Below are 26,227 nucleotides of genomic sequence, written 5' to 3'. Positions count from 1 at the left end.
ATGAGCAAGAACGCTTACCGGATCGGCCAGATCGTGCCTAGTTCCAACACGACGATGGAAACGGAAGTACCCGTGTTGCTGCGGCGCCGCGAGACGCTCGCGCCGGAACGTTTCACGTTTCATTCGAGCCGCATGCGTATGCATAAAGTGACGAAGGAAGAACTCGTCGCCATGAACAAGGAAGGCTTGCGATGTGCCGCGGAACTCGCCGACGCCCGCATGGATGTGATGAGTACTGCCTGTCTTGTTGCGATCATGGCAATGGGCCCGGGATATCACCGCACGGTGGAGAGCGAACTGGCGGAGGTGGTCAAAGCCAATCAGTGCGATGCGGCGGTGATGACCTCAGCCGGTGCGCTCATTGAAGGGCTGAAGATCATGGGCGCGCGCCGAATTTCGTTGATGGCGCCCTACATGAAGCCGCTGACCAGGCTGGTGGTGGAGTACATCCAGAGCGAAGGGATCGAGGTTGTCGATGCGCTGTCATTCGAGATTCCCGATAACCTGGATGTGGGTCGGCGCGACCCCATGCAGCTTCTACAGGACGTGGAAAGGCTTTACGTGGCGAATGTCGACGTCGTTGTGGCGTCAGCGTGTGTGCAGATGCAATCGCTGCCAGCCATCGAGGCAATCCAGACCCGACTCGGAATCCCTGTCACGTCAACTGCGGTGTGCACGACGCGGCGGATGCTCGACAGGTTGGGACTGGACGCGGAGATCCCAGGCGGAGGCGCGTTGTTGACGGAAAAATTTGCAGTGCCTGTGGCGCCGGTTGAGGCCTGAAATGACCACCTTCGAGGGTTTCGACACAGGCCCGTCGGAATGGTTGATCAGCAGTCAACCCTTCGTGGTGCGTCGGCGCGTGAAATGGGCCGAGTGCGATCCAGCCGGAGTGGTCTACACGGTCAATTTCAGTGAATACGTGATTTCTGCGGCAAACCGGTTCTATGCTTTCCTGCTTGGCGCCCCGGTTGAGGCCGGCAAGGACGCACAATCGTTCGGGACGCCGGTCAAGGCGCTTAGCTTTGTGTTCAACAAGAGCCTGAGACCGGATGAACTGTTCGATTTAAGCGTGACCGTCATGGATGTGCGCGAACGATCTTTCGATCTCGCGATAACAGGAACCAGCGAAACCGGGGAGAACATTTTCTCGGCGACGCTGAGTCCAATCTGCATTGCCCGTCCCGAGCGCCGTTCGATCGCCATACCACCGGAATTTCGCAGCCTTTTGATGGAAGTCGCCGCGCAGCGCACGGCGCTCGAGCCAGACGCAGGAGACTGAAGATGAACATCAATATCGTAGGAGGAGGGCCCGGTGGGCTGTTTCTCTCATATCTGGTCAAACGACGCTTTCCGGAATGGACGGTCCGGGTCTATGAACAGAATGACGCCAGCGCAACTTACGGCTGGGGCGTGGTGTTTTCGGATGTCGCGCTGTCGTTTCTCGAGAAATCGGACCCCGAGTTCTTCCGTCGGTTCACGGCAGGCCACGTGCGTTCGGAGTACATGGAAATCGTCCACCGCGGCGTGCACGTCCCGATCCATGGCAACTGCTTTTCGCGGGTTGCCCGCATTGCCTTGCTGCAATTTCTGCATACCGAATGCAGATCGGCGGGCGTCGATCTACAGTTCAACGCTCGCGTGGACGACCTGGGCGTATTGCGTCAGGCCGATCTCGTGGTGGTGGCGGATGGCGTGAACAGTCGGACTCGCGCGCAATATGCGGATGCCTTCAAACCGTCGTTCGTGCAGCGTCGCAATAAATTCGCCTGGTACGGAACCAGCAAACCGTTTCATGCTGTCTCGCTGATCTTTCGCGAAACCGAGTTCGGTGTTTTCATCGCCCATAGTTACGAGTACGCCGACGGGATGAGTACGTTTCTGATCGAAACGGATCCGCAGACGTGGACACGCGCCGGATTGGGCGAAATGAGCGATGCGGACAGCCGTGCCTTCTGTGAGCAGGTTTTCGCCGACGACCTGGACGGACACGGGCTGTTATCGAACAAGTCCACATGGTTTGAAGCCGTGACCGTCAAAAACGAGAACTGGCATCACGAGAACATGATTCTGATCGGGGATGCGCTGCGTTCGGTGCATTTCTCGCTCGGCTCCGGTACACGGATGGCGATGGAAGATTCGATCGCGCTATACGAAGGCCTGTGTACCCACAGGTCTGATCTAAAGTCTGTGTTCGAGTATTTCGAGGCGTTGCGCCGCTCCGCTTCGGATCGCTTCCAGCTTGCCGCGGCAAAGAGTCTCGATTGGTATGAAAACGTCGGCGACAAGCTGCATCTCGATCCGATCGGCTTCACTTACGATTACATGCGCCGTACCGGTCGCGTGACGCATGATGATTTGCGCCAACGAGACCCGGGATTCGTTCGGCAATATGAACTACTCCACGGTGAGCCAGTGAACTGAGGTTCCGGCTGCGGCGGTGCTGTTTTTTTTGTTCGTTATTTGTCGATATCGTCAAATAAAAGATGTGAAAGTCAATTGAATGGCGACCCCGGTTGTCACGGGGACGACGGGTTCGTCCGGGTCTGCTCACGCGAATTCGCACCGAATATAGACATCAGGTTGGGAGACAGTTATGGCATTGCCTGGGCAAGAGACCGCTTTTTCGTTGTTCGACGACAGGCCTGTTAGCGCGATGCAGTGGCGCGTACTTGGCATATGTGCGTTGTGTATGGTGATCGACGGCTTTGATGTTCAGGCCATGGCCTATGCCGCTCCGGCGCTGATAAAAGCCTGGGGCACCAGCCGCTCCGTATTGGGGCCGGTGTTCGCGGCCGGGTTGCTGGGCATGTTCGCCGGATCGATGGTGCTCGCGGGATTTGCTGACCAGATCGGCCGCCGTCCGATGCTGATCGCGGCGACCGCCTGGATCGCGCTTTGCATGGCGCTTACCCCTTTCGCCAACTCGATTAGCGCCCTAATCGGCATTCGTTTTGCTGCAGGTATTGGAATGGGTGCGATCGTTCCGAATGCAATGGCTCTCGCAGGCGAATACAGCCCGGCACGCATCCGCGTGAGCCTGATGATGGCGGTATCGTCGGGCTACATCGTCGGTGGTGTGGTCGGCGGAGGGATAGCGGCGCTGGTGATTGCACCGTTCGGCTGGGGCGCTGTCTTTTACGCGGGCGCATTGCTCACAGCGCTGTTGTCCGTTTCAATGTTCGCGGCGCTTCCCGAGTCGCTGCAATTTTTCCTTCTGCGCCACCCGCAAACGCCACGAACCTTGCACCTGCTACACCGGGTGGCGCCCGGGGCCGCGATGCCCACGTTACCGTCAGCGAACGGCGTACTTAGTGGCAACACGCTGGCAATGCTGCTGGGGGAGGGCCGCCGGATCGTTACGCCTCTACTCTGGGCCGCGAACTTCGCCAACATGCTTTGCGCGTACTTCCTTGCCGCATGGATCCCCGTGCTGATGAGTGGCGCAGGCTATTCGTCGAGCAAAGCGGTGTTGGCGGGGACGGCACTTTGGCTTGGCGGGCTGGTGGGTAATTTCGCGTTGGGCATGCTGATCGATCGGCGCGGCTTTGCGGCGGTGTTGTTTGCCAATTTCACCCTCGGTGGCATAGCAATAGTCGGCATCAGCTACTTCCATAACGTGCAGCTGGCCGCCGGTCTATGCATCGCATTCGCCGGATTCAGCATTCTTGGCGGTCAATCCGGCCTGAATGCACTAGCGGTCACGATCTATCCGACAAGAGCGCGGGCTACCGGTGGGGGTTGGGCACTCGGTTTCGGCAGGCTCGGCGCTGTGCTTGGGCCGCTCGCCGGCGGCCAGTTGATGGCGCTCGCATGGAGCGTCGATCAAACGTTGCTTGTGTCAGCGGTGCCGACCGTGCTGGCGGCGGTGGCTGTCGGCAGTCTTGGCCGCCTGCATGAACGGCGCGTGAAACAGATCCCGGCTTCCGGGGAGAAGGTGCCAGTTCGGCAAGGCACGTCCAGTCAGTTGGGCAAAAAAGGCATAACCGACGATAGAGCGGTTCGCTGAACCTGAGAGGTTCGTTAGCGTTGTTATCCGATGTTTAACCAAAATAGAGGCACTGTTGAATACAAGCACTTCTTCGGCCGCAACCCTCGGTCGCATTCTGATGAGCTCGCTCTTCCTGATGAGCGGTGTCGGCAAGCTGGCCGACCCCGTTGGCACCCAAGCCTATATTGCCTCGAAGGCGCTGCCATGGCCCGAGGCCGCTTACGTCATCGCTGTTGTGATTGAACTCGGGTTCGGAACGGCACTCGTTCTCGGCTATCGCACCCGTATCGTGGCCGCAGTAATGGCGATCTTTACGTTGGCAACGGGGCTGACCTTTCACGACAACTTTGGTGATCCCAAGCAACTGATTAGTTTCATGAAGAACATTGCGATTACGGGCGGATTTCTACAGGTGATCGTATGGGGTGCCGGCTCTCTGAGTCTCGATGCATTCATTGTGGCAAACCGGCGACGTGCGCGAGCGTAACGGTCAGCAGTTCTTTGTGACGTGAGATTTTCTGATTGCTGTGACATGAAATGACCCGTTTGTAAACGGATAAATAATATGCATTACTAATAAATAATATTGGAGACGATTCGTGAAAAAGGCTTACATTTGCTATGTACTCGGTGGATTTGTTTGCGCGGCACATGCGCAGAGCACAATCACCCTCTATGGCATTGTGGATCTCGGCGTTACTTACGTGAACAATGCACAAACCGGCAAAACAGGCGGCGCGCTATCCGGCTCACATCAGTTTGCTCTGACCGATGGAACAGCCACGGGTATTAGCGGGAGTCGCTGGGGCCTGCGAGGAACGGAGGACCTCGGCGGAGGACTGAAATCACTATTCGTCATCGAAAACGGTTTCAACGCGAATAACGGCGTGCTGGCTCAAGGCGGAACGGAGTTCGGCCGGCAAGCCTACGTGGGGATTGCTGGCGGACCCGGAACAGTGACACTCGGCAGGCAATATGACACATTGGTCGACTTCTTGCAGCCGCTGGCTGTCGTGGGGCAGTGGGCGGGATTCATGGGCACGCATCCCGACGACGTCGACAATCTGGCCAATTCGAATCGCATCAACAATGCGGTCAAATTCGCGAGCGCTTCGTACCACGGTTTTAGCGCGGGGGCTGCCTATAGTTTCGGTGGCGCGTCAGGGAGCATCACACAGAACCAGATCTGGTCAATCGGCGCCGGCTATAACGGCGGTTCCTTGTCACTTGGCGCCGGTTATCTGAATGCTCGCGATCCGAACATCTCCTTCTACGGAAATACGCCGAACAAGGGCGGCGTGACAGCGGACAATATGGGGGCGCTGGGATCGGCGACGTCAGCCCAATCGAATCCTGTGTATGCCGGCTACGCGTCGGCTAAGACGACCGAGATTTTTGGTGTTGGTGCGGCGTACACGATCAGTTCCACTACGCTCGGATTCGTCGCTACCAATTCGCGTTTCGAGTCTCTCGGCTCCGCCTCGGGTCCCAATCCGATTGGCTATTCCGGAACAGCCCAGTTTACAAACCTTGAATTCAGCGTGAGATCCCGGCTGACCCCGGCGTTATTGATCGGTACCGCATTCGACTATATGCGGCGAAATTCGGTAAAGGGCGATGGCGGCGCCCGGTATCTTCAACTCGACTTCGGTGCCGATTACAACCTGTCCAAGAGAACGGACCTCTACGCGGTAACGGTCCTGCAGCGCGCGAGCGGTCGCGACTCGCTTAACCAATCGGCGGTCGCCTCGATCAGCGGCTTTAGCCCGTCCACCACCAGCAATCAGGTTGGTGTTCGCGTTGCGTTGCGGCACAAATTCTAGCGGTGAGGGAGCAGCTTGGGCAGCGCACGATGAACCTATTGCGAAACATGAGAGTCTTCGCGCGCGTGGCGGAGGCGGGCAGCTTCACCGCGGGCGCGGAGCAGTCGGACATGAGCACGGGGCAGGCTTCCCGGTTTATCTCGGATCTGGAAGCCCATTTGCGCACCCGGCTGTTTAATCGGACGACCCGGCGTATCGCGCTGACCGATGCGGGAAACCGGTATTTACATCGCTGCAAGGAGATCCTCGCGCTGATCGATGCGTCCGAAGCCGAAGCCGGAGAAGCGCGAACATCACCGGCAGGCGTGCTTCGTATTCATTCTCCGTTGAGCTTCGGGCAGATCTATGTCGTGCCGGCATTGACTCAATATCTGGACAGATATCCGTTGGTCCGTGCTGACCTCACGCTTTCGCAGCGATTTCCCGATCTGCTCGATGAGGGATTCGACGTTGCGTTTCAGGTCGCCACGGCCCATTTACCCGACTCCGCACTCGTGTCCGCCAGAATCTGCACGATGCCAACTGTGCTGTGCGCGTCGCCGAAATACATTCAACGGCACGGCGCGCCGAGGTCAGTGCCGGAGTTGCATCAGCATACGTGCCTGCACTTGGTGACCCCGCACTTTCCGGTTGATCGCTGGAGGTTTGAAGCAGGGGACGGCGCGTCCGAAATCGAACTGCTCCCGGGCAAGTTGCGTGTGAACTCAGCCGATGCATTGGCGGTCGCCCTTGTTGAGGGATTTGGCATCGGGCCGTTGCCGATGCTTTCTGCGTTATCGGCGCTACAGAGTGGCGCGTTGGTGCGTGTGCTGCCGGAGTACGAGCTGTCGGGTACAACCGTGTATGCCACGTATTTGTCGCGAGAATACCTGGACGCAAAAATCAGGACATGGATTGCTTTTCTACGAGAGTTTGTGACTGCGGCGCTTTCTACCAGCACCTTTGAACTCGACCAGCGACGCATGACGACGACGCATGAGTCAACACAGGCCGCGAGGGGTTGAACGGGACGGTCCGGGCGTTACAATCACGCAAACACAACACTACGGTATGACGGCAAGCTGGCCGTCGACCGCTATCAGGAGTGGTTTCGTGGCAAAGGTGAATGCTGATGGGCAAAAAGAACAGATCCTGAACGCCGCGGCCGCGCTCTTCATCGAGAAGGGTTTCGGCGGTGCGTCGATGCAGGAAATCGCCGAGGCGCTCGGCGTGACGCGTACCGCCGTCTATTATTACTTCAAGAACAAGGACGAGATACTCACGGCGCTGGTCGAGGAGGTCACGTTAAGAGCGAGGCGGCTGTCGAGCCAGGCGGTCGCCGAACCTGATGCGGATCCGAAAGAGCGTCTGCGTCTGTTGGTTCATCAGCATACGATGCTGATTCTGAGCCACTACAATGAATTTCGCGTGATCCATCGCACCGAGCAGCAGTTGCCCGAGCGCGCGTATCGTGCGAATGAAGATGCCAAGCGCGCTGTATTGAGCAACTTTACCTCTGCAATCGAAGCAGGGGTGAGTGCAGGGGTGTTCCGTGTCGTCGACGGCAAGGTCACGGCGTTCACGCTCATCGGCATGTGCAGCTGGCCCGCGTTCTGGTACAAGCCGGAGGGCGCGAGCAGCGCAATTGAGATCGCCGACACGATCGCGGAGCTTGCAGTGCAATCGGTCGTGCGACCGGCCAAGCGGCAATTGAAAGGCAACAGCGCCGTAAGCGAAGCGTTGGCGCTGTTGCGCGAGGATCTGGATCATCTGTCGCTGATGATCGACAAAACGCCGAAGGGCGGCTAGTTACTTATTCGCCTACGGTTTGACGCTCTCGCTGCCCATAACCGGTGTCCAGTTGGCGAGCGGTGTGAGGTAATGAAGGTCGAAGCGGCGTTCGACGAACGCCCAGCGGCCGTCGCGACGTTCAAAGCGGTCGTGGTAGAGGCCGCTGATTTGTACCGGACCCATCTCGACATGGGTGCACAGGAAGTCGACGGCAGCCCGGCCGATCGCTGCATCGCCGTCGATATTGATCAACGGGTTGGCCATCCAGTGATGCATGTGGGGCATCTTCTGCCAGTTCTGCCGTGCCGATCCGATAATCGCTTCGACGCCTTCAAAGTTGCCGAACGCGTCGCCGAGCGACAGCGATGCACCTTCGTGCCAAATGCTGCGCTGCAGGGTTTCATCATGGTTGTCGAAGGCCTGAGCGTATTCAGCGATCAGCCGTTCAAGAGCAAAGCGGCTTTCCAGTGCATCGAGCCGTGAGTCCAGAGTTTGAAGATTCATGAAATGTTTCCTGTGATAGATGATTTAAAAGTCGGTGGATCGGGACAATTCGCGCCAGCGTTCGACTTCACGGGCAACGTAGTCCAGCTTGTCGTCCACGACCTTGAGTGCATCGGCACCGGCGACGAAGCGCAACGGCGGGTCGGTTTCGTTTGCGATCTGGACTAGCGCAAGGCCAAGCTTGTCGGGGTCGCCGACCTGGTTGTGATTGCGGGCGTCAAACACTGCGTTTGCCCTGGCGCGAAAATCGTCATAGTCATTCAGAGCGTGCGTACCGCGTTTTAGCGAATGGTCGTCGAGGAAGTCGGTACGGAAGGCGCCTGGTTCGACTATGGTGAGCTTGAGGCCGAAGTCCGCGATTTCCTGTGCCAGAGCCTCTGAGAATCCCTCAATGGCGAACTTGGTGGCCGAATACATCGAGGCACCCCGCACGCCTTTGAAGCCACCATTGGAAGACATGTTGATGACGTGCCCTGCGCGTTGCCGACGCATCACCGGTAATACCGTGCGGGTGACGTTGAAAGTGCCAAACACGTTGGTGGCGAACTGGCGTTCGATCGCCTCGGGACCGATTTCCTCGAATGGGCCGAACTGACCGTATCCGGCGTTGTTGACGAGCACATCAATGCGGCCAAAACGGGTGAGGGCGGCTTCCACGGCGGCGTCAGCCTGCGCTGCGTCGCGAATGTCCAGCTGCGCTGTCAGAACTTGCATCGTATTCGCGGCATAAGCCTCCTGCAGTCGCTCACGATCGAGATCGGTGGCAACCACTACGTCGCCAGCGGTCAGCGCTGCCCGGGCGATGCCGGCGCCGATGCCACCGGCGCTGCCGGTGATGAACCAGACTTTGCTCATACCGGCATGTCCTCTTCAATCCAGGTCAACGCCGACGTGTGACGTGGCGTCCAACCGAGTTCCTAGCGTGCACGCTTCGCCCGGACACGGATATTGGAGCCGAAGGTGTAGTGCGCATGGACCTTACCCCAACGCTCGGTAGCTTGCTCCACCGTCAAGGATTCAACCGGTCCAAGGAGTAGACGACGTGCGATCGCATTGCCAATTTCACCGAACGATGCTTCTCCGTTCTCGATGAAATAGAACGCACCAGCCGGTGCTTTCTCGAACGCGAGCAGATAGAGTTCAGCAACATCTTCAATATGGACATTCGACCAGCGATTGACGCCTCGCCCTACAATGTGCACGACGCCATTTTTGCGAGCGTCGTCGACCAGAAACGGGATTTGCACACTGCGCGGATTGAGACCTGTGCCACTGCCGTAGATGTTGCTCGGACAGATCACCACGGCGCGCACGCCCTCAGCGGAGGCGGCGAGTACCTGCAGTTCTATGTCGCGACGTGGTTGCTTGACGGGCTCTACGACCATCGGCGTGTCTTCGTCGTAGATAGCTTCGGAAACGCGATTGCCTAATGCGTCATCACCGATCACACTCGAACCGCTGGTGTGGAGCAATGGTGGAGCAATGGCTTGCCGGAGCCCCGCAGTCCTTCGATAAGGGCTTCGATCGCCGGCCGATGGTCGCTGTCGGCAGCGTGAATCACGCCTTCCGATTGCTGGGGCTCACGCGTGAGCAGACTGCAGTCTTCGAGGCTCCCGATCACGGGCTCGATACCCAGTGCCTTCAGCGATTCGGCTTTGCTTGCGTCGCGGATCAATCCACGAACGCTGTGGCCTGCGGCGAGCAAGCTGCGGGCGACAGTGCCGCTGACGAAACCGCTGGCACCAGTAATAAAAATGGTCACGATCTGTCCTTTGGATAACGTATTTAGCTGCTCAAGCCGGCAGCAAGGTAGTCTGGTGCGCGACAAGCCGCCATGTTTCCTGCTCGCGGCGCCACACCACCATGAAGAGCGAATGGAGACTCCGTTCTGTTCCACGCACGGTCGCTTCCATTTTCAGAACGCCACTCGCGATAAACGATTCATTGCCAAGGGGTACGACTGTCTCGATGCGGCTATTGGCGCTTCGGTAGATCACCGCGCCCGCCCGGACGGCGTCGAGGTAGTTCGTCTTGTCGTCCTTCAGGCCACTCGAATGCACGAATTGCAGATGGGCCAAGCTCACTGGTTCTGATCGCGCATGGAAATGGCGTTTCCAGTATGAACTTTTCGCCGCCGATCTCGACGAGCGGAGCGCAAATCCTGCGCAACCTTGCCGGATGTGTAATTGCCGGCCAAGCATGTCAGCGGAATTACTACCCGCGACATCAGATCTCCCAGATGATCGCTCCGTACATCGAGCAGGTACGGCAACTTCGCCCTGTGCCTGGATGAAGGATTGTTGTACAGATCAAAACGGGCCATCAGAACATCCGGAGTTCGTCGAGCGGCAGGCCGTCGCTATCGTTGCATTTAATTTTACATAAGATAAATTATCAACAGTATGTCTGTCAGAGCTTTTTAGTAATGTCTGGTTCTGGCTCATTAGAAATGTCCGGTTCCCGGCTCCGGACCGGCGGCTGTGGCGCATGCTGCGGCATGAGCACAGCCCGGGAGCCGGACATGAACGGACGTGGATTGATCACGATCAGCATGCACGAGCTCGAGCGCGTGAAGATCATCGAAGCGGTCGTCCAGCATCGCCTGACGATCGTGCTGGCGGCGGAACGGCTGCAGCTGTGTGAGCGTCAGGTCAGCCGGCTGGTGCGGCGCTACGAGGCTGCCGGACCGGCCGGGCTCGTCTCGGCGCGGCGTGGGCAACCGGGCAACCGCGAACTGCCGGTGGATCTCCGTGCGCGGGCCATGGCGCTGGTGCGTGAGCGTTACGCCGATTTCGGGCCGACACTGGCGTGCGAGAAGCTCGCCGAGTGTCATGGCGTGGTGCTGGCGAAAGAAACCGTGCGGCGCTGGATGCGTGAGGCCGGGCTGTGGATTCCCCGCCGGCAGCGACCGCCGAAGCTGCATCAGCCGAGAAACCGCCGAGCATGCCTGGGCGAACTGGTGCAGATCGACGGCAGCGATCACCGCTGGTTCGAGGGCCGCGCGCCAGCCTGCACGCTGCTGGTGTTCATTGACGATGCGACCAGCCGGCTGATGGCGCTGCATTTCACGGCGACAGAGTCGACCTTCAGCTATTTCGAGGCGATGCGCGCGTACCTTGAACAGCATGGCAAGCCGGTCGCGCTGTACAGCGACAAGGCGAGCGTATTTCATTGCAACAGCCATTCGGTGACGCCTGGCAAGGGCGTGACGCAGTTTGGCCGCGCGCTGTACGAACTGAATGTGGATACGTTCTGTGCCAACAGCAGTCAGGCGAAGGGGCGCGTCGAGCGCGCCAATCTGACGTTGCAGGATCGCCTCGTGAAGGAATTGCGGCTACGCGGCATCAGCACGAAGGAGGCGGCCAACGCTTATGCGCCCCACTTCATCGCTGACTTCAATGGCCGGTTCGGCAAGGTGCCCAGGAGCGCGTTCGATGCACACCGGCCGTTACGGGCCGATGACGATCTCGACCTGATCCTGACGTGCCGGGTGCCGCGGCGCGTGTCGAAGGTGCTGACGGTGCAGTACGACCGGGTGATCTATCTGCTTGAAGACACGGCGGCAAACCGCAGCCTCATTCACAACTATCTGGACGTGTTCGAGTATCCGGACGGACGCATCGAGATCCGGGTCAATGGCGCTGCCCTGCCCTGTGTGCCGTATGACCGGCTCTCGGAGATCGACCAGGCGGCGGTGGTCGATAACAAGCGGCTGGGACACACGTTGCAGATGGCGCAGGTGATCCAGGCGCAGCGCGATGACCGGCGTGCGTCAGGCTCGCCGTCGAGAACGAATCAGGGCGAAGCGCCGCGGCCGAAGGAGCGCAAGGTGGGCACCTGCAAGCAGCGCGAACTGACGCTTGAAGACCTGAATGCAGCGGTCCTGGGAACTGCCGGAACGCGGGCAGGCTCGGTGCTTGAAAGCCCTCTAACATAGAGATTTCTGAACCTTAAAACCGGACATTTCTAAAAAGTCCAAACCCGGACATTTCAGAATGGCCTCGACAATGTCTGTCAGAGCTTTTTAGTAATGTCTGGTTCTGGCTCATTAGAAATGTCCGGTTCCCGGCTCCGGACCGGCGGCTGTGGCGCATGCTGCGGCATGAGCACAGCCCGGGAGCCGGACATGAACGGACGTGGATTGATCACGATCAGCATGCACGAGCTCGAGCGCGTGAAGATCATCGAAGCGGTCGTCCAGCATCGCCTGACGATCGTGCTGGCGGCGGAACGGCTGCAGCTGTGTGAGCGTCAGGTCAGCCGGCTGGTGCGGCGCTACGAGGCTGCCGGACCGGCCGGGCTCGTCTCGGCGCGGCGTGGGCAACCGGGCAACCGCGAACTGCCGGTGGATCTCCGTGCGCGGGCCATGGCGCTGGTGCGTGAGCGTTACGCCGATTTCGGGCCGACACTGGCGTGCGAGAAGCTCGCCGAGTGTCATGGCGTGGTGCTGGCGAAAGAAACCGTGCGGCGCTGGATGCGTGAGGCCGGGCTGTGGATTCCCCGCCGGCAGCGACCGCCGAAGCTGCATCAGCCGAGAAACCGCCGAGCATGCCTGGGCGAACTGGTGCAGATCGACGGCAGCGATCACCGCTGGTTCGAGGGCCGCGCGCCAGCCTGCACGCTGCTGGTGTTCATTGACGATGCGACCAGCCGGCTGATGGCGCTGCATTTCACGGCGACAGAGTCGACCTTCAGCTATTTCGAGGCGATGCGCGCGTACCTTGAACAGCATGGCAAGCCGGTCGCGCTGTACAGCGACAAGGCGAGCGTATTTCATTGCAACAGCCATTCGGTGACGCCTGGCAAGGGCGTGACGCAGTTTGGCCGCGCGCTGTACGAACTGAATGTGGATACGTTCTGTGCCAACAGCAGTCAGGCGAAGGGGCGCGTCGAGCGCGCCAATCTGACGTTGCAGGATCGCCTCGTGAAGGAATTGCGGCTACGCGGCATCAGCACGAAGGAGGCGGCCAACGCTTATGCGCCCCACTTCATCGCTGACTTCAATGGCCGGTTCGGCAAGGTGCCCAGGAGCGCGTTCGATGCACACCGGCCGTTACGGGCCGATGACGATCTCGACCTGATCCTGACGTGCCGGGTGCCGCGGCGCGTGTCGAAGGTGCTGACGGTGCAGTACGACCGGGTGATCTATCTGCTTGAAGACACGGCGGCAAACCGCAGCCTCATTCACAACTATCTGGACGTGTTCGAGTATCCGGACGGACGCATCGAGATCCGGGTCAATGGCGCTGCCCTGCCCTGTGTGCCGTATGACCGGCTCTCGGAGATCGACCAGGCGGCGGTGGTCGATAACAAGCGGCTGGGACACACGTTGCAGATGGCGCAGGTGATCCAGGCGCAGCGCGATGACCGGCGTGCGTCAGGCTCGCCGTCGAGAACGAATCAGGGCGAAGCGCCGCGGCCGAAGGAGCGCAAGGTGGGCACCTGCAAGCAGCGCGAACTGACGCTTGAAGACCTGAATGCAGCGGTCCTGGGAACTGCCGGAACGCGGGCAGGCTCGGTGCTTGAAAGCCCTCTAACATAGAGATTTCTGAACCTTAAAACCGGACATTTCTAAAAAGTCCAAACCCGGACATTTCAGAATGGCCTCGACAATGTAACAGCAATATGAGAATGTCGTGTTTCAGCAAGATACAGATGTCGTGTTTTGCAGCTGATGCCATGCTCGGCGTTTCCGGTCTGATCGCGGGAGCCCGCCATGCGTGCAGCCGAACTGGTGACACTGAACATGCGCGAACTCGACCGTTTAAAGGTGATCCAGGCGATTGTGGAGCTGGGGTTGAAGCCCGGGCGAGCTGCTGAACGGCTCGGGCTGAGCGTGCGCCAGGTCGAGCGGCTGGTGATCCGCTATCGGGCTTCAGGTGCCGCTGGTTTGTGCTCGGGCCGACGCGATCGCCCGGGCAACCGGAAACTGGATGAAGGACTGGCTGTGCGGGCGCTGACGGTCATCCGTGAACGCTACGCTGACTTCGGGCCGACACTCGCGTGCGAGAAGCTGCACGAATGCCACGGGATCACGCTGTCGAAGGAAACCGTGCGGCATCTGATGACGGATGCGGGCTTATGGATTCCGCGCCGGCAGCGTCCGCCGAAGGTCTACCAGCCGCGGGCGCGTTGTGCGTGTCTGGGCGAACTGGTGCAGATCGACGGCAGCGAGCATCCATGGTTCGAGGCGCGGGCGCCGCAGTGCACGCTGCTGGTGTATGTCGACGATGCGACGAGCCGGCTGATGGTGCTGCATTTCACGGCGACCGAGTCGACCTTCAGCTACTTCGAGGCGACGCGCGGATATCTGGAGCGCTACGGCAAGCCGGTGGCCTTCTACAGCGACAGGGCGAGCGTGTTCCGGCCGACGCATACGCAGACCGGTGACCGTGGTGTCACGCACTTTGGCCGCGCGATGTACGAGCTGAACATCGACACGTTCTGCGCGAACAGCAGTTCGGCGAAGGGCCGCGTCGAGCGCGCACGCCTGACGCTGCAGGACCGGCTGGTGAAGGAGCTGAGGCTGCGAGGCATCAGCACCATTGACGCCGCGAATGCGTATGCGCCCACCTTCATCGCGTCGTATAACGCGCACTTTGCGAAACCGCCGAAGAGCGCGTTCGATGCGCACCGGCCGTTGCGCGACGATGAGGATCTGGACGCGCTGCTGACCTGGCGCGAACTGCGGCGCGTGACAAAATCGCTGACGGTGCAGTACGACCGCGTGATGTACCTGCTTGACGACACGCCGGCGAACCGGAAACTGATCCACCGGTATATCGACGTGTGGGAGTATCCGGACGGCCGCATCGAGATCCGGGCGGACGGCACGGCCCTTCCCTGCGTGCCCTACGACCGGCTCTCCGAGATCGATCAGGGCGCGGTGATTGAACACAAGCGGCTGGGGCACGCGCTGCAGGTTGCGCAGGCGCTGCAGGCGCAGCGCGACGACCGGCGCGCTTCGGGCTCGCCGTCGCGCACGAATCGTGGGCTGGCAGCCGAACGTGATCAGCGCGAGCCGGGCACGAAGAAGCAGCGCGAGTTCACGCGTGAAGATGTCAATGCAGCGCTGACGCAGTTGTCGGCAAACCCGGTCACAATCGCAGTCAAGGCTCGCAAACCCAGGCCGCGGTCTGCAGGCACCCACTGAACGGACTGACACGCCCTGCCCGTTCACGCGCTGTCCTTCAGCGCTGTGTGAGATTCAAACCGTTAAAGACAGAGTCAAACCCAACGTCAAAACCCGACATTTCTATCTGGCCAGAGATACGACATTTCAGAATGGCCTCGACAATGTCTGTCAGCGCTTTTTAGTAATGTCGTGTTCCAGCATGGTGAAGGAGATGCGCTTGCGCGGCATCAGCACGGTGGCTGATGCCAATGCGTATGCGCCCTCCTTCATGGCCGCCTACAACGCGCGGTTTGCCAGGCCACCGAAGAGTGAGTTCGATGCACACCGGCCGCTGCGGGCTGACGAGAATCTCGACCTGCTGATGACGTGGCGTGAGACGCGACGCGTGACGAAGTCGCTGACGGTGCAGTACGACCTATAAGGACTTTCCTTTTTTTCAAGCTCGGGGTTCATTCATCCATTCGTTTGACTCCGATGTGATCGGGCAGACATCTGGCATTTAGCGGCGAGACAGACTGCATACCTATAAACGGCCTTGTTGAGCACTGTCATTGCGGTGCCCGGGCCAGGATAGTAACCGCGCAGCAGGACTCCATCCGGGTGACGGCGAATACATGCTATGTAGCGCCTTGTCGTACTTCGAGTTCGCCCGCTCTGCCGGTCTGACCTGTCGCTATCCATGCCTGTTGAGCCCTTACGTGCGAAGTCCTCGTTTTGAGTTGTACAACTGTACTCGTCATCACTTATGTATCAGGGTATGCGCCTGTGTCCTCATGGCCCCTTGGGGGTCGGGCGGGTCGGCATATACGCCGGATCGAAACGCTCGCCCTTGGCCAGAATCGCCCACAGGATCCGCGCGTGCTTGTTGGCCACGGCCACCAGCGTCCGATACCAGCCCACACGTGCTTGGAGCTGAACGATCCAGCGTGAGAGTCGGTCAGTTCGTCGATGGGCGGTCGTTACGGCCGAGCGTGCGCCTTGAAACAGCAGCGTGCGCAGATACGTGTTGCCCTGTTTGGTGATGCGACCCAGTCGGTTCTTGCCGCCGCTGCTCGCCTGCTTGGGGACCGAGCCAAGCCAGGCGGCAAATTGGCGACCATTTTTGAACACGCGCGCATCGCCAACAGTGGCCACCGCAGCCGACGCGGTGAGCGGGCCGATGCCGATGACCGTCATGGCGCGCTGCGCGTTGCCGTCGTGCTTCACCTGCGTGGCAACCTCCGCGTCGCACCAGACGATTTGCTGCTCGAGGGCCTGCAGGTGCTCCCAGCCTCGCAGCAACGCCGTGCGCGCAACACCGTTCAGTTCAGTGGCCCCGTCCTCCAGCGCCTCGACGAAGTGGGTGCGAAATGCGTCGATACCTTGCGGCAGGAACACGCCGAATTCGACCAGCTCACCAGGTATCCGTTCTCGATAACCGGCAGGCGACGTCCGTGCCTGTTATTTTTCAGGCGGCCGTTGTTGCAGACAGGTTTGAGTTTTGTGGTGTATGTCGTGCGGGTAGACGGTTAGTTGCGTATTAAATATCAACACGCCTCGTTATGGTGAGCTTTCCCGGGAGCGCGCGTGCCGCCATCTGACGAGTGGTCCGGCACTACAGTGTGAAAACACCAATAAGGATGATTTACCAGCGAGAACGCAATAGCCGTTTCTGAAGAAGCGTTTGTAAATCACGGCGCGTATCGGTGACGACGTGAATGTAAATCGTGTCGTCGCGTATCTCATATATGACCCGATTCTGGCCGCTCAACGCTTCCCGGAAATTCAGACCGCCGAAATCTGAAAGCTCCGGCGGGACATAACCGCTCTGCGGGAACTGCCTGATATTGTCAAACGTGACAGCCAGTTCCGCGGACGTTTGCTTCCACGTCTGAGTGCCGAAATTTTTGAGGATGTAGCGACGCAAATCCTTCGTATCCCCCTGCGCCTCGTCGAGAACCAGGAGCTTGAACTTCGTCTGCCCCATCAGCGGATTTGCTCCTTCCGGTCAAGGTCGTCGAGTTCGGCAAGAAACTCGTCGGCATCCTTGAATCTCCCCTGCTCGATGTCCTTCTGGCCCAAGGCCAGAATCTTGAGCAGCGCCAGCGTTTGCTGGGTGTCCTCATAGCTTTGCACGTCCTGAACGACGAGTTTCGCCTCGCCATTCTGCGTGATAAGCAGTGGCTCGCCAGAAGCCGTCAAATCCTTGACGATCTGCGCTGCGTCGCTTTTCAGGTAGCTGATTGGTTTTACGTGGTCTGCCAGGCGCATGTCTGATCCTCCGTTTGCCACCTCATTTAGACCGAATATAGACTAAATTCAGTTTTACGCAAAGTCCTGAATCAGGCTGGGCTGCTGTGATCTGTCATCGGAGGCTCGACTTGCCCACCCACAAAACACACCATTTCGCCAACATTCCTCGGTCGCCATGAATGCACCGCCTATTCCGCTTCGCTTGCTCAGCCCGTCACGGCGAAGCAGCGCGTAGGTCGGTGCCCCCACGTGTTCAAGTGGCGGAGCCAACAGGCAAGCTGATGTAAGCGACCGTGGACAATTTAAACTAAAACGTTCACGAAAAGTGCTCACTTAAATTATGTTAAGTTATTTCGCTGATAGCATTTATGTGACCCGGCATCCCGATCTACGATCTGCCTTCGATCAGTTGGCCGTCCCAGAGATATAGCGAGCTTGGTAACCGGTGTTTTCACAACTATATTGCAATTCGAACCGGATCGCATGTTCGAGTAATGTTCATATCTAATACGTGCCAGTCGTCAATGTCGAGCGGCGCTTCCATGCACAGGCGGATCTACCGTCAGGAGATGTCATGGCCGAAGTCGCCGCCGAGGATGTGACGCAGAGCCATCCAAAATCCTCCCTTCCCGCCGCCGCAGAGCCGGCGGCGAAGCACAAGGCGCCAGGGCGGTCGGCGAGTCTGCAATCGTTCCTGATCGTGGTCACTGCCACTGCCTCGGTCGCCTTCTCTCTGGCGTGCGCGATCTGGTGCTGCTTTCGAATTCTCCACTTTCCAGTTACACCGGAAGGCCCGCTCGTGCTGCTGCCGTTCCTGCCTCAGGAAACGATCCCCGGCTTGTTCCTTTCGCCAATCGCCTCCAATGCAGAACCCAACGATTCCCTCATCAAGAGTCTCGTATTGGGTTTTGCGGTCATCGCCCTGACAACGATTGCGTTTCTTGTCTTCCACGTGCGCGCGTATGCGCGCTCTTTGAAGGACGGCAGAACGATTCATTCGCATATCTGGAGGCTGCTCGTATTCTTCCATACCCGCTGGGGCGCGGTCTGCTTGGGGTTCCTGCCGGCCCTTCTGTTTTTCGTGGCGATGATTCTCGATGGCGAGCACGACGCCGCCGTCTTCGCGATGGCGCTTGCCGCGATCTATGTCGCTGCCGAACACTACACGTCGCTGGAAGAGCAGAAAGAAAACCTGCGTGACCAAGTCGGCGTGATGGAAGACTTGAGCCATCAACTTGACAGCAACGTGAAGAGCATCGTCTCGGCACTTGGTAAGTCGAATGCAGTCGTGGAGATGTACCGGGAGTACGGCACCACCGCGCGCGAACGCACGGAGAACGATGCCAGGGCCCGAAGCAGCAAGCAGCCGTCGTTACCTGCCCAAATGGAACTGACCGATGACGACCGACATATTCGTGCCATCTTTCGGGAATGTGCAATCGACCGGGACTGGTGGGACCAGGACTGGGCCACCTATTGCTCGCCAGCCAACGAAGTCGCGAACGAGCCGCGTACCTTCTTCAACGCGCTCGTCAAAGGCAACCGGACCGATGTCACGATCGTTGTTCCTTATTCGTTCAGAGGGCGACCCGGGGCGTATTCTCCCTTCAGCAATCTTATCGGTCTCATCTGGCACTGCGTCGTTCTGGCGAAAGCCGCCGAGCACTTCACGGGAAAGCAGGCCTCGCCGGAGAATCCGGACATGGTGGCCACGGATCGCACGTCCGCCGTCCCGACCGATGTGCAACTCTCACTCCACAAGAACGGGCAAGACGCGAGTCTAACGGGGCAGCGCGCTGCCGGACACGCTTCGGGCGTCGCTGGGCCCGAGTTGCCGAGACTGCGGCTGATGATGGCCGAAACCTCGTTATGGGTGCACGTGGTGGATCGGTACGTGCACCAGATTGTCGACCAGCCGAATGACGAATTGCTGGTTCGCAACCTGAGTTTGAACGTAGGACAACGTCTGAAACCGCTGGCTCGTTGGGCGATAGGAGAAATCGACCAGATTGCCGTTCACGGGCCCACAGCCGAGGAATACATCTGTTCGAGGTTATGCGCCGCGCAGCCGAACTTGTTCCAGCCGAATGACGTCGACAAAGCCTTCTTCGAATCAGTCCTGAAGTCGGACGACCTTCACTTCAATGATTGGCTCGATCTTTGGGAAGCTGGAGAAAGGCAGGTGCGCACCGACAAATGCGCGGAGCTTCTGTTCGACTTCGCGAAACTCCTGCATGCACGCCATGGACGGCCCGTCGCTGGCGGATCATGTAGTGCAACCTGCTTTCCCTGCGAGCTGCAATGACCCCCCTCGGAAACCAGTTCATTGAAACCCTTCGCGAAGTCGCCGACGTCGCCATAAAAGCCAGCATCGACTATGTAGAGTACGAAGGAGAGCAATGGGTTGGCGAGGAGACGGTATTCGGATCGGTTCGCAAGGGACGGAATGATCCGCGGATCAAGATCCTGCAGGTTTTTGTTGACGAGGCGCTGAACGCGGGCTCGGGCGAGCAATTTTGGCTTGAATGCGATGGCACGCTCGTTCCCGACGAAGTCAGGCAGTCCGACAGGCCCGCTTCGAATGGAAGCGCAAGGCTCATCGACATCCAACAGCAGAACGAGTGCTACGTCGAGCTCCTGACTGCCGCATGGCTAGGCCTGTACTATCTTGGCGTGCCGGACGGCCGCGCCTGGGACGCAGTGCTCAACTGGGCCGAGGAACAAGGGGGCGGACTTCCGAACGGCGTGTGTGTCGGTAAGGCGATCGGCGATATAGTCCGGGGCGCGCGCCGGGCCCATCGCGCGCACGCGGCTGGCCATGGCAGGCTGCCAAGTGAGCTGCTGATCCACTCTTTTCTGCCGATGGTCATCTTCCCGGAGCTGACCAGGGAGAAGGTCCGTTACTACGAGCCGTCCAACTCGCAAGTGCCGAAAGTTCCATCGTGGGTGCATGAACTCGCGCGCGCCTATGAAACCCTGCAGTTCCGCCTCTATGCCAACGCGGGGTATCCGTTTCTGTATTCGGTGCCGCGTCGCTTCGTTCATAAACACCTCGAGATTCGGGCGAAACGCAGATCACCCGGCAATCCCGAGTTGGCATACGACGACTACAGGCAGATGTGCGAGGAACTTCAGGATCGGCTGCAAAAGAACGGTCCACAAGATCCAATGCTTCGACAAGCACAACGCGTGGTCGTGCTTCACTACGATCGGGCACCCGCGTGTTTCGTGAACGATGACGTAGGCCTATTCACGTTCGAGGCTATCGATATCATGGACGATGTTCAGGCGATGCCCTTGCCCGCCACGTATATGCACGAACATCGCCGCAGACGCTACTATCAGAGAATCAAGGATGCGGAGCCGCAAGATCCGGCGAGAAACCTCCTGCTTCCCATCAAAGGAAACGAGCAAGCGCACAAGGATATGTTCGACTACATCGTCGACGGCAAGCCGAACCCCGTACCGCACGCGGCCGTCAGAGAAGATCAGGCGGGCACGGATGCCAATGCAAACCGGCAATGAATTCAACCTGGCTGCAGCCGTGATTGATCCCGATTCAACAACGCTCACAAAGACCACAAGATCGTCTGAATTGGCCTTCATCGACGAGTCCATTTCGAATATCGTTCGCGCGCAGTGCCTCAAACGCGGCTTGCCATTGCGACGGCAGAAAGCCGAAGCGCCCGAAGCCCGGATCGATCTCGAGGAACGCATCGACCGCCACGCCAGCATCGATAAATGCGCGCAGGCTTTCGTGGCTCTGGATCGTCACTGTCAGTCCCAACGCGGCAACCTGCGCCGCATCCTCCGGCAAGGTCGAGGCAAACAGCAGAATGTCGCGATCGATGCCTGCGTTGCGAATCGCGACGCCCTCTTCCGGACTACCGACGCAAAAGCCATCGACACCCGCTTGCGCCGCCAGCCGCGCAACCTTCGCGGCGCTGGCGGCCTCCGCCATGCCGGCGGAAGCGCTTCAGGTCGCGACGGGCCGACACTAATGGACCTCGCCAGAACCGGGATCAGGTCTTGCTGCGCAGTTCGTGCACGGAAGACTATCATGCTCAGACTTTTCCGGCATTCTGGCGTTGGCAGCGGCCGTCTCTGGATGTGTTGCTGCCCCGCCGTACGGTTACAGCGATCCTGCGTATGGTCCTGGCTACTACGCGCCGGGCCCCAGCATAGGCGTGGGCGTGGGAGGCGGCAGCCTCGGCGGTGGGGTCGGCGTCGGCATGGGTGTCGGGTTCTGAGCAACGCGCGTGAACTGCCGCAGCTTGCCCGGATCGCCCTGTCTTGCGCGATACCGCGGACGGCGTCGCAGCACGGCAATAGCGCAGAGCGGGTGGGCATCTTACGGCGGCAACGTCACGCCCCAGCGTGCCGGCCCGCGACGCGCGCAGTACCCTTGTGCGTCGCAGCGGCTGTAATATCGTGTGCTCATGCCCTCGCCCGCCAAGATCTGTGATGCGCCACCTTTCGTTCGATCTTGCGCAGGCCAGCGGCGACGCATTCCATCGCGAACCGGAAACGCGCGACGCCAACCTCGCGCAATTCGTGATCGCAAACGGCCGCCAACGACGCACGTTCCCCGACGCCGGTCACATGCGAACCTCGGCGAATGCAGGAAGTTATCCTGTTCGATCGATTCGGGAAAAATGCATTTTTCAATCCGACTCTATCGTTTTGAAGCTGAGCGGCGTGATGACTCGAGTCGAATTCTCCTTTTTCGCTTCCGCCACCCTCGTTCCATTCACGTGAAATCGCGTGCCATGGCCCAACTCGCCAGGACGCTCGGTATGCTCGTCCAGTACCCGTATTTCGCGTAAATCATCGACGAGGTTTCTTTTGTGGCGTCTGCGGGCATTTGTGGATCGCTGGCATTGCGAATCGCCAGCCACGCAATATTGCCACCTAATTCCTCGCACGCGAGCCCCAGCACAGCGTCGTCCATCTCCACCATCGCCCCTTTGTGTTGCAGGTGGAAGGTGTCCGCAGCGTCATCGTATTCGAATCTGTCAGTCGTAACGATTATCGCCGGCTCGCCGGTCTCCGCAATAGTATCCGGAAGGAAGATCTTCGGCGCGTTGCGCGTCGGCGGGATCGACGCAGATTTCAGCTGGGCTGCGTTGGGTACGACGAGCGAACTGTTGACAAGGTCAACCGTGGCGGTTACTTGAGGGGTGTAGGGTCCAGCAAAGGACTTGCTGTTGAAAGGCGCATTTTTGAAGGTCCCGTCAAGCTTGAAGACGGCATGGTTGGTGACAACCACATCGCCAAGCTGTAACTTCGGTCCGATCGCACCGGCGGTGCCGGTGGTGACCGCGAGGCGCGCGCCTGTCTGCTGGAGAACCTGCTTGAACATGTCCTTCACCGGAAGCGACCGATCATCGCGCGCGAGATGAAAATTGGATTTGAATAGCAATACCCTGCGCCCCCCGATCAACACCGGCATGTATTTGCCGATATAGTGATTGGTGGTGGCCGGCCCTCGCGCTGTAGACCGGCCCGCAAACTTCGAAGCCCACTGATTCGTGTATTCGTGCCACGAGGGGTCGCGTGAACCGGTGCGCGGCGCAGCCCAAATGCCCGGTGTGAGAACCGCGGCCATTGCGTTGGCCTCCGCATTGGTCCACGTGAAAAAGACGATGTCCGCCTTCGGCAGTTCCGCATCGCCTCCCTTGAAAACAAAGCTTGAATCGAGCACGGGCTTGCCGTCAGTGGGCCATTTGATGGGGCGTATCGCATGCTCGGTGACCGTCGCAATACCAAGCGCATCGGTCGGCGGATCGGCGTCGAGTGGATTGAAGTCGATGATCGCGGCAGCGTACGGATCGACCTCGACCTCGCGCTCCACACTCGTCCGGTACGCACCGAGGAACAGCTTGTCCGGCCGCGCCGACCCCCAGTACGGATCGGTGCTGAAGCTGTCGTCCAGCGCACTATTGGCAAGCATCGACAGGCTGTCGTACGCGTCCGGCGCTCGAAGCGCAGCAAGCGTTGTGGCCGCGAGTATCTGCGCATCGTCGCCGAGGCCGACGATCGAGACTCCACTCGCCAGTCTGCCCGCCATTGTCACGGCCGCATTCTCGTCCGCGTCATCCCAGGTTTCGATATCCTGGATAGAACTCCCGCCAAGCGCCTGCAGTCTTGCAGTGGCGATCATTGCCCCGACACTTCGCGCAGATTCCTGCAGAGTGGAGAGTGGCAAGAAACCGTCGAAACTCATCGATTCGCCGCTCGGCACCCGGGCATAGCCAGTCAGGTTCACTTCCCGGGCAGTCGGGGCCAACTCATGAGCGAGATTGGCAAGATGATCGCTGTAGGCCTGCCTCGTGGAGAGAGTAAGGCTCGTCAATGCCTCGACCGCCCCCTGGATTAGCGAAAGGCGAAGGATATCCGTTGGATGCGGATCGAGCACACCGCGGTCATCGGCCCCGCTATCCGTGCGCAGCGTCGGCGCATCGGCGGGACTGAGCCCGCGCATTTGACCGATGAAAATGGTCAGGAGCAGTGCGAGATTCAATCCAAACGATGGTCCAATGTTCAGGACACCGTATATGTCGGCAGCGGCTTCGTCCATCCAGTAGTCCCACAGCAGACCCAGCCCCTTTGCATGAGGACCGTCGAAAAGGTTGTGGGCGTTCGCGCGCAATTCGGTGAGCAATGTGCTGTCGGCATGGATTACGTCGTGCCCACCGGTCTCGTGTGCGAGGCTGCCGAACAGCAGCGGGTGTTTAGCGAAAGATCGCGGCAAGCTGACGACACCGACCGACGCATCTGTCAGGCGTGCCACCGTGTCGTTGGTTATGGTGAAAGGCCCGTTTTCGGAGCTGGACTGAAACATTGCCAGCGGCGGCAGTGTGCTGGTCAGCTCAATGCCTAGATGCGCACGCTTGGTCGAGTCCAGGAACGAGCGATACATGTTGGAGATCACCGCAAGAAAGCGGTGGAGTTCCGGCAACATGTCCTGATCGCCATGTTGGTACACCGCGCCGGCCAACGTCTCCATCGTCATCGCGTCCAACGTTGGAGAGCTGAGGCGTCGGATGACGGACGTCAGGTTGCGGTTCAACGGATCCGCGTAATGCTGTTGAAACGGATGTGGAAGAAAATCACGCCCCTTATCGAGCATGCCCGAAATTTCCTGCACGGTCGAATGATCCGATATAGGACTTTGGACACTTCCGAGAAACGGAAGTCCCATCATTCGACTATATAAGGCCTGAAAGTTGAGATCGTCCATAACGTGCTCTCCGGTGAACCGACGGTGTCAGGTTTGTCGCTGACGCTTCCTGCAGCTCGGCTGACTTCGTGACTCAGAGCTTGACAGGCTCCAGGATGTTGTATGCCTTGTGGGCCATGCGTCGTCCTGTACGGGAGCTCCAGTTTGGCTCGGCTCCTTTGCGCCGCGTGCCTTCAATCTGGAACTCACGTGCAGCGGCGGCAACCTGTTTGCTACCCGTAGCTTTGCTAACGATCTGGTAGTTGCCGCCGTGGCCTGGCGCAGTAGTAAGCGGGCCCGAAGGGGGGGCGGCGCCATGGAGTTTTGCCCTTGACATGTATTCGTACGGTCCGGCAGCACCGGGCACGAACCAGGCGCGAAGAAGCCAATTCGAAACCTGCACAACAGTGCGGTCCTTGCAGGTCTTGCCATAGGTTTGGATTTCGACGGCGTCACACATCTCGAGCGCGTGGAGCAAACCTTTGTTGTCGTTTGCAAACAGGTTGGCGCCTTCGTCGCCCGCGGTCTCGAGGATTTCATGCGAGACGTCAACGCTGACTCCATCAGGACCATAAAGGCTGCCGCATGTTTTTAACGCGCACAGGGCAAAAGGTACGCCCGTGACGCCGATGTCATGGTACGCGCTCGCTCCGGGCGCGTGCGGCAGCGAAGGAACGAAGATGTATGCCCACTCCCCCGCTTTGATGTCTGTCGCATTTGCGCCGACACGCAGGGTCACCTGTGCACCCCATTCGGCTGCAAACTCGTGGTTGACCTGATCGCTGACGGCCTCGGCCAGGTGGGAGAGCACATCGGCGGAAAGCCTCGACCCGTCCGTCGTCGTAGCACCTTTGGTTCGATCTATAAGAACCCACTTTACTGCGTTCATGCTAACTCCCCGTATCCAAGGATCAGTTGCTTGCAGCAGTGTGATGAGAACTTCATGTTCCGCCTGGCGTGTGAGAATCAGGCAATTGCACAATTCTGCACAAGCATGCTAGGAAATTATGACTGTTCAGGGAAGCTCGAATGAGGAGGAGTGTGAGATGACGAACATACTTTTCGGTTTGCGAACTCATTAAGTATGTCAACACATCAAGTCTGTTCTACGGCGTGAATGGAATTGACGTTTTCTGGAGATATCTATGTGCCGGCAACAACTTTCTATGCGAATGGAATGGGTCGATCATGTTGAAAACACATGCTGAATTCGGTGTTCTAAAAAAAGCGACTCTTGAGATTCCAATGCTCATTTAATCGCCTCAGACCGAGAGTCTTCGTGCGAAAGTCTATGCGCGAACGCACATATAGGCCTGGATTTCGTCCTTTGAATCTTCACACGGGAACCTAGACTGAGTTCATCCTCCGTGGACCATTGAGCCCCCTGGAAAGCTATCAACGCACTCGGGCCTATCCGCGTTCGCTATCCGTTCCCGGTTTTTTGCAACGTTTCTCGCAGTAAATAATCTCGGATCAGGTGCGAGGCGGCTTCGATCCACGATTCCGCTCTTGTGTACTGTCTATTTTTCTGTGCTGTTACTGGACGCGAT

At 59.0% G+C, this 26,227-nt stretch carries 22 protein-coding genes and 3 pseudogenes; 14 read left to right on the top strand and 11 right to left on the bottom strand.

Translation table 11 applies throughout. From position 1 onward, the window contains the following. The 8 genes from PQR27_RS10295 to PQR27_RS10260 all read left to right on the top strand — a co-directional run bounded on the left by PQR27_RS10295 (nt 1) and on the right by PQR27_RS10260 (nt 7,602). Entirely contained in the window at nt 1-783 is a 783-nt protein-coding gene (locus PQR27_RS10295) for a maleate cis-trans isomerase family protein (protein ID WP_408523554.1), read from the top strand. 1 nt (nt 784) lies between these two features. Further along, on the top strand, nt 785-1,282 hold the full coding sequence (locus tag PQR27_RS10290; protein WP_408523553.1) for an acyl-CoA thioesterase: 498 nt from the start codon (nt 785-787) through the stop codon (nt 1,280-1,282). A gap of 2 nt (nt 1,283-1,284) precedes the next feature. Then, nucleotides 1,285-2,424 (top strand): FAD-dependent monooxygenase, encoded by a 1,140-nt coding sequence (locus tag PQR27_RS10285; protein WP_408523552.1) that lies wholly within the window; start codon nt 1,285-1,287, stop codon nt 2,422-2,424. Between the two features lie 172 nt (nt 2,425-2,596). Then, entirely contained in the window at nt 2,597-4,009 is a 1,413-nt protein-coding gene (locus PQR27_RS10280) for an MFS transporter (RefSeq protein WP_408523551.1), read from the top strand. A gap of 55 nt (nt 4,010-4,064) precedes the next feature. After that, a complete protein-coding gene (locus PQR27_RS10275; RefSeq protein ID WP_408523550.1) occupies nt 4,065-4,478 on the top strand; it encodes a DoxX family protein in 414 nt (137 codons plus the stop codon). 112 nt (nt 4,479-4,590) lie between these two features. After that, nucleotides 4,591-5,814 carry a porin gene (locus tag PQR27_RS10270; protein ID WP_408523549.1) on the top strand — a complete coding sequence of 408 codons (1,224 nt, stop codon included), beginning with the start codon at nt 4,591-4,593 and terminating at the stop codon, nt 5,812-5,814. Between the two features lie 29 nt (nt 5,815-5,843). After that, nucleotides 5,844-6,818 (top strand): LysR family transcriptional regulator, encoded by a 975-nt coding sequence (locus tag PQR27_RS10265; protein WP_408523548.1) that lies wholly within the window; start codon nt 5,844-5,846, stop codon nt 6,816-6,818. Between the two features lie 88 nt (nt 6,819-6,906). Next, nucleotides 6,907-7,602: a TetR/AcrR family transcriptional regulator gene (locus tag PQR27_RS10260; RefSeq protein WP_408523547.1), complete on the top strand. Its 696-nt coding sequence runs from the start codon at nt 6,907-6,909 to the stop codon at nt 7,600-7,602. A 12-nt stretch (nt 7,603-7,614) separates the two neighbouring features. On the opposite strand, the gene PQR27_RS10255 is transcribed toward PQR27_RS10260, so the two are convergent. The 5 genes and pseudogenes from PQR27_RS10255 to PQR27_RS10235 all read right to left on the bottom strand — a co-directional run bounded on the left by PQR27_RS10255 (nt 7,615) and on the right by PQR27_RS10235 (nt 10,411). Next, entirely contained in the window at nt 7,615-8,088 is a 474-nt protein-coding gene (locus tag PQR27_RS10255; RefSeq protein ID WP_408523546.1) for a nuclear transport factor 2 family protein, read from the bottom strand. Between the two features lie 24 nt (nt 8,089-8,112). After that, nucleotides 8,113-8,943, bottom strand: coding sequence for an SDR family NAD(P)-dependent oxidoreductase (locus tag PQR27_RS10250; protein WP_408523545.1), 831 nt, complete (start codon nt 8,941-8,943; stop codon nt 8,113-8,115). Beyond that, nucleotides 8,940-9,850 (bottom strand): annotated as a pseudogene (locus tag PQR27_RS10245) (NAD-dependent epimerase/dehydratase family protein). Before PQR27_RS10245 ends, PQR27_RS10250 begins: the two are co-directional and overlap by 4 nt. A 31-nt stretch (nt 9,851-9,881) precedes the next feature. Continuing rightward, entirely contained in the window at nt 9,882-10,172 is a 291-nt protein-coding gene (locus tag PQR27_RS10240; RefSeq protein WP_408523544.1) for a nuclear transport factor 2 family protein, read from the bottom strand. Further along, entirely contained in the window at nt 10,169-10,411 is a 243-nt protein-coding gene (locus tag PQR27_RS10235) for a CcdB family protein (protein ID WP_408523543.1), read from the bottom strand. Before PQR27_RS10235 ends, PQR27_RS10240 begins: the two co-directional genes overlap by 4 nt. 198 nt (nt 10,412-10,609) lie before the next feature. Here PQR27_RS10235 and PQR27_RS10230 point away from each other — a divergent pair, with 198 nt between their 5' ends. The 4 genes and pseudogenes from PQR27_RS10230 to PQR27_RS10215 form a co-directional block, all read left to right on the top strand. After that, nucleotides 10,610-12,025, top strand: coding sequence for an ISNCY family transposase (locus PQR27_RS10230; protein ID WP_408525451.1), 1,416 nt, complete (start codon nt 10,610-10,612; stop codon nt 12,023-12,025). A 189-nt stretch (nt 12,026-12,214) separates the two neighbouring features. Next, nucleotides 12,215-13,630: an ISNCY family transposase gene (locus PQR27_RS10225; RefSeq protein ID WP_408525451.1), complete on the top strand. Its 1,416-nt coding sequence runs from the start codon at nt 12,215-12,217 to the stop codon at nt 13,628-13,630. 174 nt (nt 13,631-13,804) lie between these two features. Next, nucleotides 13,805-15,241, top strand: a complete 1,437-nt coding sequence (locus PQR27_RS10220; protein WP_408523542.1) for an ISNCY family transposase — start codon at nt 13,805-13,807, stop codon at nt 15,239-15,241. Nucleotides 15,242-15,422: 181 nt separating this feature from the next. Next, a pseudogene (locus tag PQR27_RS10215) lies at nt 15,423-15,638 on the top strand (ISNCY family transposase); the annotation flags it as partial. A 356-nt stretch (nt 15,639-15,994) separates the two neighbouring features. Here the strand turns inward: PQR27_RS10215 and PQR27_RS10210 are convergent. From PQR27_RS10210 to PQR27_RS10200, 3 genes and pseudogenes are all read right to left on the bottom strand, one after another. Further along, nucleotides 15,995-16,630, bottom strand: a pseudogene (locus tag PQR27_RS10210) (IS110 family RNA-guided transposase); the annotation flags it as partial. 217 nt (nt 16,631-16,847) lie between these two features. Then, nucleotides 16,848-17,189: a type II toxin-antitoxin system RelE/ParE family toxin gene (locus PQR27_RS10205; protein WP_408523541.1), complete on the bottom strand. Its 342-nt coding sequence runs from the start codon at nt 17,187-17,189 to the stop codon at nt 16,848-16,850. Further along, on the bottom strand, nt 17,189-17,473 hold the full coding sequence (locus PQR27_RS10200; RefSeq protein ID WP_408523540.1) for a type II toxin-antitoxin system Phd/YefM family antitoxin: 285 nt from the start codon (nt 17,471-17,473) through the stop codon (nt 17,189-17,191). Before PQR27_RS10200 ends, PQR27_RS10205 begins: the two co-directional genes overlap by 1 nt. A 556-nt stretch (nt 17,474-18,029) precedes the next feature. Here PQR27_RS10200 and PQR27_RS10195 point away from each other — a divergent pair. Both PQR27_RS10195 and PQR27_RS10190 read left to right on the top strand, forming a co-directional pair. Then, nucleotides 18,030-19,760, top strand: coding sequence for a hypothetical protein (locus tag PQR27_RS10195; RefSeq protein WP_408523539.1), 1,731 nt, complete (start codon nt 18,030-18,032; stop codon nt 19,758-19,760). Continuing rightward, on the top strand, nt 19,757-20,980 hold the full coding sequence (locus PQR27_RS10190; RefSeq protein WP_408523538.1) for a hypothetical protein: 1,224 nt from the start codon (nt 19,757-19,759) through the stop codon (nt 20,978-20,980). The genes PQR27_RS10195 and PQR27_RS10190 overlap by 4 nt, the downstream gene beginning before the upstream one ends. 34 nt (nt 20,981-21,014) lie before the next feature. Here PQR27_RS10190 and PQR27_RS10185 read toward each other — a convergent pair whose 3' ends face one another. From PQR27_RS10185 to PQR27_RS10175, 3 genes are all read right to left on the bottom strand, one after another. Further along, complete coding sequence (locus tag PQR27_RS10185; protein WP_408523537.1) at nt 21,015-21,416, bottom strand: alanine racemase; 402 nt, start codon at nt 21,414-21,416, stop codon at nt 21,015-21,017. Between the two features lie 789 nt (nt 21,417-22,205). Next, nucleotides 22,206-24,698: a phosphorylase family protein gene (locus tag PQR27_RS10180; RefSeq protein ID WP_408523536.1), complete on the bottom strand. Its 2,493-nt coding sequence runs from the start codon at nt 24,696-24,698 to the stop codon at nt 22,206-22,208. Nucleotides 24,699-24,771: 73 nt separating this feature from the next. Further along, nucleotides 24,772-25,566: a hypothetical protein gene (locus tag PQR27_RS10175; protein ID WP_408523535.1), complete on the bottom strand. Its 795-nt coding sequence runs from the start codon at nt 25,564-25,566 to the stop codon at nt 24,772-24,774. Between the last annotated feature and the right edge of the window lie 661 nt (nt 25,567-26,227).

Origin of the sequence: Paraburkholderia fungorum, assembly GCF_046027215.1 — a bacterium.
In the GTDB taxonomy this organism is placed as follows: domain Bacteria; phylum Pseudomonadota; class Gammaproteobacteria; order Burkholderiales; family Burkholderiaceae; genus Paraburkholderia; species Paraburkholderia fungorum_D.
The sequence above is the reverse complement of the archived record's forward strand: the minus strand, read 5'-3'. Positions and strand labels throughout refer to the sequence as shown.

Coding starts and splice junctions, on each gene's coding strand:
- PQR27_RS10180 (WP_408523536.1), bottom strand. CDS start 24,698: ATGGACGATCTCAACTTTCAGGCCTTATATAGTCGAATGATGGGACTT.
- PQR27_RS10285 (WP_408523552.1), top strand. CDS start 1,285: ATGAACATCAATATCGTAGGAGGAGGGCCCGGTGGGCTGTTTCTCTCA.
- PQR27_RS10200 (WP_408523540.1), bottom strand. CDS start 17,473: ATGCGCCTGGCAGACCACGTAAAACCAATCAGCTACCTGAAAAGCGAC.
- PQR27_RS10255 (WP_408523546.1), bottom strand. CDS start 8,088: ATGAATCTTCAAACTCTGGACTCACGGCTCGATGCACTGGAAAGCCGC.
- PQR27_RS10225 (WP_408525451.1), top strand. CDS start 12,215: ATGAACGGACGTGGATTGATCACGATCAGCATGCACGAGCTCGAGCGC.
- PQR27_RS10185 (WP_408523537.1), bottom strand. CDS start 21,416: ATGGCGGAGGCCGCCAGCGCCGCGAAGGTTGCGCGGCTGGCGGCGCAA.
- PQR27_RS10175 (WP_408523535.1), bottom strand. CDS start 25,566: ATGAACGCAGTAAAGTGGGTTCTTATAGATCGAACCAAAGGTGCTACG.
- PQR27_RS10220 (WP_408523542.1), top strand. CDS start 13,805: ATGCGTGCAGCCGAACTGGTGACACTGAACATGCGCGAACTCGACCGT.
- PQR27_RS10265 (WP_408523548.1), top strand. CDS start 5,844: ATGAACCTATTGCGAAACATGAGAGTCTTCGCGCGCGTGGCGGAGGCG.
- PQR27_RS10280 (WP_408523551.1), top strand. CDS start 2,597: ATGGCATTGCCTGGGCAAGAGACCGCTTTTTCGTTGTTCGACGACAGG.
- PQR27_RS10290 (WP_408523553.1), top strand. CDS start 785: ATGACCACCTTCGAGGGTTTCGACACAGGCCCGTCGGAATGGTTGATC.
- PQR27_RS10195 (WP_408523539.1), top strand. CDS start 18,030: ATGGCCGAAGTCGCCGCCGAGGATGTGACGCAGAGCCATCCAAAATCC.
- PQR27_RS10295 (WP_408523554.1), top strand. CDS start 1: ATGAGCAAGAACGCTTACCGGATCGGCCAGATCGTGCCTAGTTCCAAC.
- PQR27_RS10250 (WP_408523545.1), bottom strand. CDS start 8,943: ATGAGCAAAGTCTGGTTCATCACCGGCAGCGCCGGTGGCATCGGCGCC.
- PQR27_RS10230 (WP_408525451.1), top strand. CDS start 10,610: ATGAACGGACGTGGATTGATCACGATCAGCATGCACGAGCTCGAGCGC.
- PQR27_RS10235 (WP_408523543.1), bottom strand. CDS start 10,411: ATGGCCCGTTTTGATCTGTACAACAATCCTTCATCCAGGCACAGGGCG.
- PQR27_RS10205 (WP_408523541.1), bottom strand. CDS start 17,189: ATGGGGCAGACGAAGTTCAAGCTCCTGGTTCTCGACGAGGCGCAGGGG.
- PQR27_RS10190 (WP_408523538.1), top strand. CDS start 19,757: ATGACCCCCCTCGGAAACCAGTTCATTGAAACCCTTCGCGAAGTCGCC.